13 protein-coding genes are annotated in these 13772 nt (G+C 60.1%); 10 read left to right on the top strand and 3 right to left on the bottom strand.

Features of this window, described 5'->3' with window-relative positions; all coding sequences use genetic code 11:
• Positions 1 to 7: 7 nt before the first annotated feature.
• Positions 8 to 877: a ChaN family lipoprotein gene (locus AACY45_RS14450; RefSeq protein ID WP_339546102.1), complete on the top strand. Its 870-nt coding sequence runs from the start codon at positions 8 to 10 to the stop codon at positions 875 to 877.
• A 242-nt stretch (positions 878 to 1119) separates the two neighbouring features.
• Here the strand turns inward: AACY45_RS14450 and AACY45_RS14445 are convergent, their stop codons facing one another.
• The 3 genes from AACY45_RS14445 to AACY45_RS14435 all read right to left on the bottom strand — a co-directional run bounded on the left by AACY45_RS14445 (position 1120) and on the right by AACY45_RS14435 (position 3610).
• Positions 1120 to 1392 carry a TfoX/Sxy family protein gene (locus tag AACY45_RS14445; protein WP_095166596.1) on the bottom strand — a complete coding sequence of 91 codons (273 nt, stop codon included), beginning with the start codon at positions 1390 to 1392 and terminating at the stop codon, positions 1120 to 1122.
• A gap of 224 nt (positions 1393 to 1616) precedes the next feature.
• Positions 1617 to 1961 carry a pentapeptide repeat-containing protein gene (locus tag AACY45_RS14440; RefSeq protein ID WP_339546101.1) on the bottom strand — a complete coding sequence of 115 codons (345 nt, stop codon included), beginning with the start codon at positions 1959 to 1961 and terminating at the stop codon, positions 1617 to 1619.
• A 92-nt stretch (positions 1962 to 2053) separates the two neighbouring features.
• A complete protein-coding gene (locus AACY45_RS14435; protein ID WP_339546100.1) occupies positions 2054 to 3610 on the bottom strand; it encodes a bifunctional aminoglycoside phosphotransferase/ATP-binding protein in 1557 nt (518 codons plus the stop codon).
• Between the two features lie 117 nt (positions 3611 to 3727).
• Here AACY45_RS14435 and mrcB point away from each other — a divergent pair, with 117 nt between their 5' ends.
• The 9 genes from mrcB to msrQ all read left to right on the top strand — a co-directional run bounded on the left by mrcB (position 3728) and on the right by msrQ (position 13621).
• Positions 3728 to 6052, top strand: a complete 2325-nt coding sequence (gene mrcB, locus AACY45_RS14430; protein WP_339546099.1) for a penicillin-binding protein 1B — start codon at positions 3728 to 3730, stop codon at positions 6050 to 6052.
• A gap of 16 nt (positions 6053 to 6068) precedes the next feature.
• On the top strand, positions 6069 to 6818 hold the full coding sequence (locus AACY45_RS14425; protein WP_339546098.1) for a tetratricopeptide repeat protein: 750 nt from the start codon (positions 6069 to 6071) through the stop codon (positions 6816 to 6818).
• Entirely contained in the window at positions 6818 to 7153 is a 336-nt protein-coding gene (locus tag AACY45_RS14420; RefSeq protein ID WP_339546097.1) for a YqcC family protein, read from the top strand. The genes AACY45_RS14425 and AACY45_RS14420 overlap by 1 nt, the downstream gene beginning before the upstream one ends.
• A gap of 484 nt (positions 7154 to 7637) precedes the next feature.
• Positions 7638 to 9362 (top strand): acetolactate synthase 3 large subunit, encoded by a 1725-nt coding sequence (locus AACY45_RS14415; protein WP_339546096.1) that lies wholly within the window; start codon positions 7638 to 7640, stop codon positions 9360 to 9362.
• Between the two features lie 2 nt (positions 9363 to 9364).
• Entirely contained in the window at positions 9365 to 9856 is a 492-nt protein-coding gene (ilvN, locus tag AACY45_RS14410; RefSeq protein WP_003205610.1) for an acetolactate synthase small subunit, read from the top strand.
• A gap of 48 nt (positions 9857 to 9904) precedes the next feature.
• A complete protein-coding gene (gene ilvC, locus AACY45_RS14405; RefSeq protein WP_007948647.1) occupies positions 9905 to 10921 on the top strand; it encodes a ketol-acid reductoisomerase in 1017 nt (338 codons plus the stop codon).
• 145 nt (positions 10922 to 11066) lie between these two features.
• The gene (gene pssA, locus AACY45_RS14400) at positions 11067 to 11924 is read left to right on the top strand and encodes a CDP-diacylglycerol--serine O-phosphatidyltransferase (RefSeq protein ID WP_095166608.1); all 858 of its coding nucleotides are present in this window, start codon (positions 11067 to 11069) and stop codon (positions 11922 to 11924) included.
• A 63-nt stretch (positions 11925 to 11987) separates the two neighbouring features.
• Positions 11988 to 13001 carry a protein-methionine-sulfoxide reductase catalytic subunit MsrP gene (gene msrP / locus AACY45_RS14395; protein ID WP_339546095.1) on the top strand — a complete coding sequence of 338 codons (1014 nt, stop codon included), beginning with the start codon at positions 11988 to 11990 and terminating at the stop codon, positions 12999 to 13001.
• The gene (msrQ, locus tag AACY45_RS14390) at positions 13001 to 13621 is read left to right on the top strand and encodes a protein-methionine-sulfoxide reductase heme-binding subunit MsrQ (RefSeq protein WP_339546094.1); all 621 of its coding nucleotides are present in this window, start codon (positions 13001 to 13003) and stop codon (positions 13619 to 13621) included. The genes msrP and msrQ overlap by 1 nt, the downstream gene beginning before the upstream one ends.
• Positions 13622 to 13772 lie beyond the last annotated feature (151 nt).

Here is a 13772-nt window from a genome sequence, read left to right as displayed (position 1 = left end):
TGAGTTGATGAGTCGAAGCTTGATTCTGTTGTGCCTGCTGCTGGCGGGCTGCCAGAGCGCGGTGCTGACTGGCGTAGGCCAGCCTGCTGGGGAGATTGTCGATCTGCGCAGCGGGCAGGTACTGACGGTCCAGGCGCTGGTCGAGCGTTTGGCCGGGGCGCCCCGGGTGGTAGTCGGCGAGCAGCACGACAACCCTGATCACCACCAGGTCCAGCTATGGCTGTTGCAAGCGTTGGCCCAGCGCCGAGCACAAGGCAGTCTGTTGCTGGAAATGCTGACTGCGCAGCAACAGGCCGCAGTCGACCGACTGCGCGCGAGCAGTCCCGGGCAATGGCCGGCTGATGTGCCGGCGGCACTGGCCTGGCAGCAGGGTTGGGACTGGAGCCTATATGGCCCGATCGTGCGTTACGCCTTGGTCCAGCCCTATCCCTTGCTGGCAGCCAATCTGGATGGACCGGAGGTACGGCGCCTCTACAAGGAGGCTCCCGCCCTGAGCGGTGGGCGCTCGAATGCGGACTCGGTCAAGGCGCCGTTGCTGGCGCAGATTGCGCAATCCCATTGCGGCCTGCTGCCTGAAAGCCAGATGCCCGCCATGCTGGCCGTGCAGCAGCATCGGGATCGGCGAATGGCCGAGCGCCTGATGGCCGCGCCGATGCCCGCTATCCTGTTTGCCGGTGGTTATCACGCTCGCCTGGACCTCGGGGTGCCAGTGCACCTGGAAGATCTCGGTGTTCGCCCGCCAGCGGCGGTGCTGATGCTGGCGGAAAAAGGCTCGGCAGTTTCAGCCGTCTCGGCGGATTACGTCTGGTACACGGCCGTCCGGCCGGCGCAGGACTATTGCGCGTCAATGCGTCAGTCAACGGCTGGCGGCGAGTAATCGACAGGCAAAAAAAGACCCGGCAAGAGCCGGGTCAAATAACCGTGATTAGCCTGATGAGGAGATAATCTGAGAGTCCGAACCAATGGTCTTCCAGAAGATCAGCTGATCTCGCGACCAGTTGTGGCAATCATAACGATTCTCATTTCTATGTCAACGGCTGTTTTCTGAATTCTTTTTCATTTCGCCAAACACTTGTTTGACCCCCCTGTAAACCTTGGGGTTGGCTGGTATCGAGGGGCTCAGTTCTTTTGTCGGGACGAGATGGCTTCTAGTTGTTTATTGAGGGCGTCTTTGCGTTCGGCGGGAATATCGTTCCAGTGCATGTCCAGCAGTGCCCCCTCAATCGCGTACAGCAGCACCTTCGATGCGCGGAACCCGCGGGTGCGTACCGCCCTGTAAGCATCCACCGCCCCCAGCCGACGCAAATCCGAAGCGCTGTGAATGCCTACGGCATGCAGCCATTGCGCCGACGTCTTGCCAAGATTCTTCAGATGTTGCAGTTCGTCATTCATCAAGCCTCCTTGCGATGGGCGAAGAGTGCGTTGGGCGGACCTATGAGGAGTGTAGCGGTCAGTAGGAAAAGCGTGGTTCTTTGGTCGGTTTGAACGCAAAAGCTTCTAAGGCCATGTGCCAGATGGCTCTGCAAGAGGCGTTGAGGCGAGGTGGGGTGTCGTCAACGCAACGCACGAAGTCTGGCCCAGTGACGGCGCCAGACGTTCAGTGGGCGTGAGGGGGGTTAGCGGGTGCGGTAACGCAGGCGGGTGCCGAAGTTCATCGACATGAGGATTTCGTCGGCCGAGAGTTCGGGCGGGAAGTAGGCGCCGGAAATTTGCGCATGGGCCAGGCTCGCGCCTTCCAGAGACGCCTGGCGGAAATCGATGCCACGCAGGTCGGCGGAGCGAAAGTAGGCATCGCTGAAGTCGATGCCTTCGGCGTTCAGTTCACGCAGGTCGAGGCCGCGAAAGTCGCCGCCCACCATGTCGATGGGACCGTTCTGCGGGCGTTCGCGGTTGAAGCTCTGGATGTTGTCTTTGTGCAGCAGGGCATAAAGCGGGGTATCAAGCAGTCTGGGCTGGCTCATGGGCATCACCGTGTTGGATTTATGACGCCAGTATAGTGCCACTACGTGGTCGACGTGAGGCCGTCGCGGCCCCACGTCGGGTATTCGCGTGCTTACAGGCCCGGCAGGCGCTGGCGAATCTGCGCGACGACGGTGTCCAGGGTCCCGCTTTCGTTGGTCTGGACACGTTTGCTGCAGAGGATCTCTGCAGGTGTCAGGGCTTCGCGATTGGCTTGTTGAGCCGCGATAACGGCCAGGTTGGCGTCGGACGGATCGTTTTTGTCGGCCTGACGCTGGGCCAGCCAGCTCTCGATCACGGCTTGGGGCGCGTTGCAGTCAAGAATCAGGAAGGGTGCGCCAGTGGCTTCGGCTACGTGCGCCGCGCCATCGCGCTGCTCGCGCTTGAGGTACGTGGCGTCGAGCACGACCGGGAAGCCGGCACGCAGGATCACGTCGGCAATCTCGTGCAGGCGTGCATAGGTGGCGGCACTGGCGTCGGCGTTGTAGATGCCGGCTTGTGGATCGTTGGGTACCTGCTGCTCGCCGAACAGGCGCTTGCGCTCGACATCGGAACGCAGGCGGATGGCGCCCAGCGCTTCGACCAGGCGCATGGCTACGCGGCTTTTGCCGACCGCCGAGACGCCGTGGGTGATGGCCAGGAAGCGCGACGGGATGGTGCTGTAGCTCTCCGCCAGGTTGGCGTAGTTGCGGTACTGGCGCAGGGTGGTGGCGCGCTGCACGGGGGTCGCATCGGCAGGCATGCTGAACAGGCTGACCTTGGCGCGCACCAGGGCGCGGTAGGCTTTGTAGAAGTTCAGCAGCTCCAGGCCCTGGTAATCGCCGGTCAGCTCCAGGTACTGGCTCATGAAGCGTCGAGCGAGGCTTTTCAGGCCGCGGTCTTCCAGGTCCATCGCCAGGAAGCCGGTGTCGGCATAGACGTCGGTGAAGCGGAAGGGCTCGTTGAATTCGATGCAGTCGAAAATCACCACGTTGCCGTCGATCACGGTGGCGTTGCCCAGGTGGATATCACCGTGGCATTCGCGGATGAAACCCTCGGCCTTGCGCTGGGCCAGCAGCGGCTTGAGACGTTCGAAGCTGCTTTGCGCCCAGGCTTGCAGGGCCTCGAGTTGCAGCAGGTCGGCCTTGTCATTGAGGAACGGACGAATCTGTTCGAAGTTCTGCCGTACCGGGGCCATGACGCTGTCCGGCGTACCCGCTTCGTGGTCGGCCGGAACCCGCGGCGCCTGGAGGTGGAAGCGGGCGATCTGTTGGGCCATGGCGTCGATGTGCGCGGTGGTCAATTCGCCATTGGCCTGCAGGGTGCTGAGCAGTTGGCTTTGCGGGAACTGGCGCATTTTCAGCGCGTAGTCCAGCACCGGACCGTTGCCGCCCAACTGGGGGGCTTCGAGGCTGCCGGTGATCGGCAAGACTTCCAGGTACAGGTCGTTGGTCAGGCGCTGGTTGAGGCGCAGTTCCTCGCCGCAGAAGTGCTCGCGAGCGTCGAGCGTGGTGAAGTCGAGGAAACCGAAGTTCACCGGCTTCTTCATTTTATAGGCGTAGGGGCCAGTGAGCAGCACCCAGGAGATGTGCGTCTCGATGACCTGGAATCCGTCTACCGGATGGGGGTAGAGGGCCGGGTTTTGCAGGGCAGCGATCAGGGATTGGCTCACGGGCGATCCTTCAGAGTCTGGGAAAATTCAAGGGCGCCATTATGGCCGCAAGCGGGGCCAACGCAAACCTCGTGGGGCTCATGTTGATCAGGAATAAAGTGCGTATAATCCGCCGCCATGACTCGTACCCGATCCCCCCGCACTGCTAAAAAACGTCCCTCCAAAGGCCTGAGCCCTTGGCTGGGCTGGGCCCTGAAGCTCAGTCTGGTCGGCCTCGTGGTGCTGGCAGGCTTTGCTGTTTACCTTGATGCCGTGGTCCAGGAGAAGTTCTCCGGCAAGCGCTGGACCATTCCAGCCAAGGTTTATGCCCGTCCGCTGGAGCTGTTCGTCGGACAAAAGCTCAGCAAGCAAGACTTCCTCACGGAACTCGATGCCCTGGGCTATCGCCGCGAAAGTGTGGCCAATGGCCCTGGCGCAGCTGCGGTCAGCGGCAATACCGTGGACCTGAACACCCGTGGTTTCCAGTTCTATGAAGGCATGGAGAAGGCCCAGCCAGTGCGTGTGCGTTTTTCCGGCGACTACGTGGCCGAACTGTCTGCGCTGAACGGATCGAAACTGTCCGTGGTGCGGCTGGAGCCGCTGCTGATCGGCGGGATCTACCCGAAAAATCTCGAAGACCGGATTCTGATCAAGCTCGATCAGGTCCCGCCCTATTTGCTGGAAACCCTGATCGCGGTCGAAGACCGGGATTTCTACGGCCACTGGGGTGTGTCGCCCAAGTCGATTGCCCGGGCCGTCTGGGTCAACACCTCTGGCGGCAAGATGACCCAGGGCGGTAGCACGTTGACCCAGCAATTGGTCAAGAACTTCTACCTGACCAATGAGCGCAGCCTGAGCCGCAAGCTGACTGAAGCGATGATGGCGATGTTGCTTGAATTGCATTACGACAAGAGGGAAATCCTTGAGGCGTACCTCAATGAAGTGTTCGTCGGTCAGGACGGCCAGCGCGCGGTGCACGGGTTTGGCCTGGCGAGTCAGTTCTTCTTCGGCCAGCCGCTGTCCGAGCTGAAATTGCATCAAGTGGCCATGTTGGTGGGCATGGTCAAAGGGCCGTCCTACTACAACCCGCGACGCAACCCCGAGCGGGCGCTGGAGCGGCGCAACCTGGTGCTGGATGTCCTCGAGCAACAGGGCGTGGCCACGGCCGAGCAGGTGGCGGCCGCGAAAAAGCTGCCACTGGGCGTGACCACCCGCGGCAAGCTGGCCGACAGTTCGTTCCCGGGCTTTATCGACCTGGTCAAGCGTCAGTTGCGCGAAGACTACCGCGACGAAGACTTGACCGAAGAAGGCTTGCGGATTTTCACCAGCTTCGACCCAATCCTGCAGATGAAAGCCGAGGCCTCGGTCAACGACACCTTCAAGCGTCTTTCCGGACGCAAAGGTGCGGACGAGGTCGAGGCGGCAATGGTGGTGACCAATCCGGAAACCGGGGAAGTACAGGCCATGATTGGCAGTCGCCAGGCCGGTTTTGCCGGGTTCAACCGGGCGCTGGATGCGGTGCGCCCGATCGGCTCGCTGATCAAACCGGCGGTGTATCTGACAGCGCTGGAGAAACCGAGCAAGTACACCCTGACCAGTTGGCTGTCCGACGACTCGTTTTCGGTGAAAGGCGCCGATGGCCAGGTCTGGAAGCCGCAGAACTATGATCGTCGGTCCCACGGTACGGTCTTCCTGTATCAGGGGCTGGCGCATTCCTACAACCTCTCGACCGCACGCCTGGGTCTGGAAGTGGGGGTGCCGAATGTCCTGAAGACCCTCGGCCGCCTCGGCGTCACGCGTGAGTTCCCGGCCTTCCCGTCGATGCTGTTGGGGGCAGGTGCCTTGACGCCAATCGAAGTGGCAACCATGTACCAGACCCTGGCCAACGGTGGTTTCAATACGCCGATGCGCGGGATTCGCAGCGTACTGACGGCCGAGGGCGAGCCGCTCAAGCGTTATCCCTTCCAGATCCAGCAGCGCTTTGATCCGGCTTCCATTTATCTGATCCAGAGCGCCATGCAGCGGGTGATGCGTGAAGGTACCGGCAGTTCGGTTTATAACGTGCTGCCCAAGACGCTGACCCTGGCGGGCAAGACCGGTACCAGTAACGATTCACGGGACAGCTGGTTCGCCGGTTTCAGTCAGGACCTGCTGGCGGTGGTGTGGCTGGGCCGCGATGACAACGGCAAGACGCCGTTCACCGGAGCCACCGGTGCGCTGCAGGTCTGGAGCAGTTTCATGCGCAAGGCCGACCCGCTGCCGCTGGACATGCCGCAGCCGGACAATATCGTGCAGGCCTGGGTCGATTCGCGGACCGGGCAGGGCTCCGATGCCAGTTGCCCGGGCGCGGTGCAGATGCCGTATATTCGCGGCAGCGAGCCGCCTCCCGGCGCTGCCTGCGGTGGCACAGACCCCGCCTCAGGCGAGTCGGTGATGGACTGGGTCAAGGGCTGGATGAATTAAGCAGAGAGGGTTTCAAGTGAACAAGTGGTTTATTCCAGCGGTGACGCTGACGGCTCTGACGTTGCTCAGTGGTTGCTCGACCGTGCAGCGCGGCTCGATTCCGGTGGTCGATTCAGGCACCAAGGTGTCCAACAGCGAGCGCCTCTCTGCCAACGGCGGTTTTCGCAAGACTACCGTGACCCGCCCGGCACAGGGCCAGGTCCAGGCCATCCCACAGGGTGATACCGGTGTGGTGGTGATGGTGCCAGGGGGCGGCGCCACGACCTCGACGCCGATCAGCACCCAGCCGATCACCCCAGGCCCGATCAGTTCCGGGCCGATTACTTCGGGGCCGGTCGACAGTGGCCCGTTCGTGCCGAGCACCCGCTACAGCCTGCCGCCGACGCCGAGCGGCGTACCTTCGGCCAGCAGCGCGGGCGGTGGTCTATCGGCTGACGAACAGCTGGACGGCCCGGTGCTGGCCTTGCTCACCACGGCCCAGCAGCAACAGGCTGGCGGTGACCTCAATGGCGCCTCTTCGAGCCTTGAGCGGGCCCAGCGGGTAGCCCCGCGTGAGCCGCAGGTGCTGTACCGCCTGGCGCAAGTGCGCATGGCCCAGGGCGATGCGCCCCAGGCTGAGCAGTTCGCCCGTCGCGGTCTGACCCTGGCCAATGGCCGTCCTGACCTGCAGGCAAGCCTGTGGGGTTTGATCGCCCAGGCGCGTGAGCAGCAGGGCGATGCCGCCGGTGCGGCCCAGGCGCGGCAGAAGGCCAAGGTTACCCTGTGATGGATCAACGGTTTCCAAAGATCGCCGAGCAGTTGCTGCTGATCGAGCGCGAATTGCGGGTCCAGGGCTGGTGGGACGAGGTTTCACCTTCTGCGCAGGCACTGTCCAGTGTCGAACCCTTCTCGGTCGACAGCCTGGACTTCGAACAGTGGCTGCAATGGATCTTCCTGCCACGGATGAAGATGATCCTCGAACAGGATCTGCCCTTGCCTAATGCCTCGGGGATTCAGGAGATGGCCGAAATGGTCTTCGCCGCCCGGGATGTCCAGGGCCGGGATCGTCAGTTGCAGGTTCTGCTCAAAGAGTTCGACCAACTCATCAGCGCCTCTCGTTGATGCGACCGCTGCCAGCGTCCTGCTGGCAGCGGTGCTAAATCCCCCAAGAAAATCCCCTCTGTGAGCCGCGACAGGTGCGTTCGTATGCCATTTTCTTGCCAAAACTGCGCAATTGAAATAATCCGACCTGGCGTTTGGCGGTTTTTTCTTGCGTTCTCATGTGCTTAGTTCGAATTAAGCACATTGACGGCTTGACTTGCAGAGGGCGAAACAGAAGAATCCAAAGTCCGCTGTAGAGGGACTGCCAGAAGCAGGCCCGCTCAGCAGATCATGAGGCGCACATCCGCGCCGACCTGTTACACCCGCAACGCGTTACCTCGCGCTGGGTGGGAAAGTCCCGCAACACTTGGGACGCTCCCAATACTTGCTCAGTCAGTGCTGACGTAGTCGGCGACCACCGTCGCTCATGCTCTGCTGAGAAGTAAACCTATTAAGACCCGTCCCCTTATGTGGGCGGTATTCTGGCGTTTTAGAGGTGAACAACGTGGAGCTTTTATCTGGCGGTGAGATGCTCGTCCGCTTTTTGCGTGACGAAGGCGTCAAATATATCTACGGGTACCCGGGTGGTGCTCTCCTTCATGTATACGATGCCCTGTTCAAAGAGCCGGAAGTGACTCATATCCTGGTTCGTCATGAACAAGCGGCTACCCATATGGCTGACGGCTACGCCCGTGCCACCGGTAAAGCCGGCGTGGTATTGGTGACTTCCGGTCCAGGCGCCACAAACGCCATCACCGGGATTGCCACCGCCTATATGGACTCGATTCCAATGGTGATCATTTCCGGTCAGGTGCCTAGCACCATGGTCGGCACCGACGCGTTCCAGGAAACCGACATGATCGGTATCTCCCGGCCGATCGTGAAGCACAGCTTCATGATCAAGCACGCTTCGGAAATCCCGGAAGTCATGAAGAAGGCGTTCTACCTGGCGCAATCCGGTCGTCCAGGTCCGGTGGTTGTCGATATTCCAAAAGACATGACCAACCCGGCCGAGAAGTTCGAATACATCTTCCCGAAAAAAGCCAAGCTGCGTTCCTACAGCCCGGCTGTTCGTGGTCACTCCGGGCAAATCCGCAAGGCGGCAGAAATGCTCCTGGCGGCCAAGCGTCCTGTGTTGTACGCAGGCGGCGGCGTGATCCTTGGTGGCGGCTCCGCGCCGCTGACCGAACTGGCCCAGATGCTCAACCTGCCCGTGACCAATACCCTGATGGGCCTGGGTGCCTACCCTGGCACTGACCGTCAGTTCATTGGCATGCTCGGTATGCACGGCAGCTACACCGCCAACCTGGCCATGCACCACGCTGACGTGATCCTGGCGGTCGGCGCCCGTTTCGATGACCGTGTGATCAACGGCCCGGCGAAGTTCTGCCCGAATGCCAAGATCATCCACATCGACATCGACCCGGCTTCGATCTCCAAGACCATCAAGGCCGACGTGCCAATCGTGGGTCCGGTGGAAAGCGTCCTGAACGAAATGGTCGCGATCCTCAAGGAAATCGGCGAGACCCCGAACAAGGACTCCGTTGCCAGTTGGTGGAAGCAAGTGGACGAGTGGCGCGGTGATCGTGGCCTGTTCCCTTACGACAAGGGTGATGGCAGCGTCATCAAGCCGCAGACCGTGATCGAGACCCTGTGCGAAGTGACCAAGGGCGATGCCTTTGTGACCTCCGACGTGGGTCAACACCAGATGTTCGCGGCGCAGTACTACAAGTTCAACAAGCCAAACCGTTGGATCAACTCCGGCGGCCTGGGCACCATGGGCTTCGGTTTCCCTGCGGCCATGGGCATCAAGTTGAGCTTCCCGGACGTCGATGTTGCCTGCGTCACGGGCGAAGGCAGCATCCAGATGAACATCCAGGAGCTGTCCACCTGCCTGCAATACGGCTTGCCGGTCAAGATCGTGATCCTCAACAACGGTGTGCTGGGCATGGTTCGCCAGTGGCAAGACATGAGCTACGGCAGCCGTCATTCGCACTCCTACATGGAGTCGTTGCCGGACTTCGTCAAGCTGGCCGAGGCCTATGGTCACGTCGGCGTGCGCATCACCGACTCGAAAGATCTGAAGTCGAAGATGGAAGAAGCGTTTGCCATGAAGGACCGCCTGGTGGTGATCGATATTTCGGTCGACACCAGCGAGCACGTCTACCCGATGCAGATCAAAGACGGCTCCATGCGCGATATGTGGCTGAGCAAGACGGAGCGTACTTAATCATGCGGCACATTATTTCCTTGCTTCTGGAAAACGAACCGGGCGCTCTGTCTCGTGTAGTCGGGCTGTTTTCGCAGCGCAACTACAACATCGAAAGCCTGACCGTGGCACCCACCGAAGACCCGACCCTGTCGCGTCTGACGCTGACCACTGTGGGGCATGATGAAATCATCGAGCAGATCACCAAGAACCTGAACAAGCTGATCGAAGTGGTCAAGCTGGTCGACCTGTCGGAAAGCGCGCACATCGAGCGCGAACTGATGCTGGTCAAGGTCAAGGCGACTGGTGCCCAGCGCGCCGAGATCAAGCGCACTACCGATATTTATCGTGGACAGATCGTCGATGTCAGCGCCAGCGTGTATACCGTTCAACTGACCGGTACCAGCGACAAGCTCGACAGCTTCATCCAGTCCATTGGCACCGCCTCGATCCTGGAAACCGTCCGTAGCGGCGTAACCGGCATCGCCCGCGGCGACAAAGTACTCAGCATCTAAACCAAATTAGCGAATGGCCTGAACGGCCTGGATATATAGGGGAATTTCATGAAAGTTTATTACGAAAAAGACTGCGACCTGTCGATCATCCAGGGCAAGAAAGTTGCCATCATCGGTTACGGCTCCCAGGGTCACGCTCAAGCGTGCAACCTGAAAGATTCCGGCGTTGACGTTACCGTTGGCCTGCGTAAAGGCTCGGCTACCGTTGCCAAGGCTGAAGCTCACGGCCTGAAAGTGACTGACGTGGCATCCGCTGTTGCAGCGGCCGACCTGGTCATGATCCTGACCCCGGACGAGTTCCAGTCTGCCCTGTACAAGAACGAAATCGAGCCGAACATCAAGAAAGGCGCCACCCTGGCCTTCTCCCACGGCTTCGCGATCCACTACAACCAGGTTGTTCCGCGCGCTGACCTCGATGTGATCATGATCGCGCCGAAGGCTCCCGGCCACACCGTACGTTCCGAGTTCGTGAAAGGCGGCGGTATTCCTGACCTGATCGCGATCTACCAGGATGCTTCGGGCAACGCCAAGAACGTTGCACTGTCCTACGCCGCTGGCGTTGGTGGTGGTCGTACCGGCATCATCGAAACCACCTTCAAGGACGAGACCGAAACCGACCTGTTCGGCGAGCAAGCAGTTCTGTGCGGCGGTACCGTTGAGCTGGTCAAAGCCGGTTTCGAAACCCTGGTTGAAGCTGGCTACGCGCCAGAAATGGCCTACTTCGAGTGCCTGCACGAACTGAAGCTGATCGTTGACCTCATGTACGAAGGCGGTATCGCCAACATGAACTACTCGATCTCCAACAACGCCGAGTACGGCGAGTACGTGACCGGTCCGGAAGTCATCAACGCCGAATCCCGTCAGGCCATGCGCAACGCCCTGAAACGCATTCAGGACGGCGAATACGCCAAGATGTTCATCAGCGAAGGTGCAACCGGCTACCCTTCGATGACCGCCAAGCGTCGTAACAACGCTGCACACGGCATCGAAATCATCGGCGAGCAACTGCGTTCGATGATGCCGTGGATCGGTGCCAACAAGATCGTCGACAAAGCCAAAAACTAAGTCACGATCCAGTACGAAAAACGCGGCTTAGGCCGCGTTTTTTCGTTTGGTGGGCTGGTTCTGGTATAAAGCTGCATCGTTTGTGCTGCGAACCGTTGGCGCAGACACCTGTCGAAACTATCCACACCGTTGCAAGGTACTGTCCATGAGCGAACGTCCCGAAGAGCCAAACCAGGCTTCTGACGCCGAAAGCCTGCTGCCCATCGATGAGCACATCGAAGAAGGGCATGACGCTGAAGGCCGTAAAGTCCGGCATCGTGGTATCTATCTTCTGCCGAATCTATTCACTACCGCGAACCTGTTCGCGGGGTTCTACTCCATCATCAACTCGATGAGTGCTCAGAGCGCCTTGAGTGCCGGTGATGCTGCGGGCGCGAGCAAGTACTTTGCTTTCGCCGCGATCGCGATCTTTGTTGCCATGGTGCTCGACGGCCTGGATGGCCGGGTCGCGCGGATGACCAATACCCAGAGTGCCTTCGGCGCCGAGTACGACTCGCTGTCGGACATGGTTGCCTTTGGTGTGGCGCCGGCATTGCTGGCGTTCGGCTGGGCCCTGGGTGACATGGGCAAGGTCGGCTGGATGGTTGCCTTCATCTACGTAGCGGGCGCTGCCTTGCGTCTGGCGCGTTTCAACACTCAGGTGGGAACTGCGGACAAGCGTTACTTCATCGGCCTGGCCAGCCCGGCTGCCGCGGGTGTGGTGGCGGGTATAGTCTGGGCCTTCAGTGACTACGGGATCCAGGGGTCGAAAATGTCGTTCCTGGTGGCGCTGATGGTGGCTGCGGCCGGCATGCTGATGGTCAGCAACATCAAGTACAACAGCTTCAAGGAACTGGACCTGAAGGGCCGTGTGCCTTTTGTGGCGATCCTGGCGGTGGTGCTGGTGTTTGCCGTCGTGTTCAGTGATCCGCCGCGCATCCTGCTCCTGGTGTTTCTCGCCTACGCCGCCTCCGGCCCGGTGCAATACTTGTTACACCTTCGCCGGCACAAAAAAGCCGAGTGATGTAATTTCCCTCATACTCCGCAGTCTATTGGTGCATCAGCCCTCCAATGCTGCGGAGTTGTCATGTTATTCAAATTCCCCAAGTCGTCTGACTGTCCTGAGTCGGACGTCACGCCTGAATCCCTCTATATGTCTCGCCGCAGCATGCTGGGCACTGCAGTCAGCGTGATGGCGGCCAGCAGCCTACCGCGCTGGGCCGGTGCCGATGAAGTCGCGCGTTACCCGGACGTCGAGCCGGGGAAGGCGCCGGCCTGGTTCAGGGAAAAACTCCCAGCGACCCGCTGGGGGGCCGTCAACGTCAAGGATGAGTCGATCACACCCTTCAAGGATGCGACCCACTACAACAACTTCTATGAGTTCGGCACCGACAAGGGTGATCCAGCCGCCAACGCCGGCGCCTTGAAAACCGAACCCTGGAGTGTGGTGGTGGACGGGGAGGTGGGGAAGCCGGGGCGTTATGCACTGGAAGACTTCATGAAGCCCTATCAGTTGGAGGAGCGTATCTACCGTCTGCGTTGTGTGGAGGCCTGGTCGATGGTCATCCCCTGGATCGGCTTTCCTCTTTCGGCGTTGCTCAAGCAGGTCGAGCCCACCTCCAAGGCCCGGTACATTCGTTTCGAGACCCTGCTGGACCCCCAGAGCATGCCGGGCCAGCGCTCTGGTTTTGCCCTGATTGACTGGCCTTATATAGAAGGGCTGCGCCTGGATGAAGCGATGCACCCGCTGGCGATACTGGCGGTCGGGATGTACGGACGTGAATTGCCTAACCAGAACGGTGCGCCATTGCGCCTGGTGGTGCCGTGGAAGTATGGCTTCAAGAGTGTGAAGTCCATCGTGCGGATCAGCCTGGTCAGCGAGCAGCCAAAAACCACCTGGCAGAGCATTGCTGCAGATGAATATGGCTTCTACGCCAATGTGAACCCCACTGTGGATCATCCGCGCTGGACCCAGGCGCGGGAGCGGCGTTTGCCCAGCGGCTTGTTCAAGCCCAATGTGCGAGCCACCCAGATGTTCAATGGCTACGCGGATGAAGTGGCCGGGCTGTATGCGGGCATGGACTTGAGGGTGAACTACTGATGCGGTTTGTGTTTTGGCGCAGTGCTGTCTTTATAGCGGCGGCGGTATGGCCGGTACTCTGGCTGTATGAGGCCTGGAGTTCGGCGTTGGGGCCGGATCCGGGCAAGGTGCTGGTCGATCGCCTGGGCCTGGGGACACTGACGCTGCTCTTGATCACCCTGGGTATGACGCCTTTGCAGAAGTTGAGTGGGTGGGCGGGCTGGATAACGGTCAGGCGACAACTGGGGTTGTGGAGCTTTGCCTATGCGGTGCTGCATCTGTCTGCGTACCTGGTGTTTATCCTGGGTCTGGATTGGTCGCAGCTGGGGGTGGAGTTAAGCAAGCGGCCGTACATTATTGTCGGCAGTCTCGGTCTTATAGGGCTGTTGCTGCTGGCGGTGACTTCAAATCGATACAGTCAGCGACGTATGGGCGTGCGCTGGAAGAAGTTGCACCGCTTGGTCTACGGGATTCTGGGGCTTGGGTTGCTGCACATGCTGTGGATTGTTCGTGCTGACCTTAAAGAGTGGGCGATCTATGCCTCTGTAGGTGCGCTGCTATTAGTGTTGCGTGTACCTGCCATTGCCCGGCGAATCCCGCGCTTAAAGAGCAAAAAAGCATCTTCTGCAACAAAAGCTTAATTAAAGGTTGACGGCAGATTCTGGATGTCTATAATTCGCCCCACTTCCGGCGCAGTCGAAACGGAAAACTCCTTGGAAAACAATGAGTTAAGCAGTTTTCGGCAGCAGGTTGCTTCAGTTCATCGAAGCGCGAAAGGAGTTGAAAAAGAGG

The sequence above is a fragment of the Pseudomonas sp. RA_35y_Pfl2_P32 genome (assembly GCF_963970735.1).
Lineage (GTDB): Bacteria > Pseudomonadota > Gammaproteobacteria > Pseudomonadales > Pseudomonadaceae > Aquipseudomonas.
Note: the sequence above shows the minus strand (reverse complement) of the source record. Positions and strands in the feature narration are given on the sequence as shown.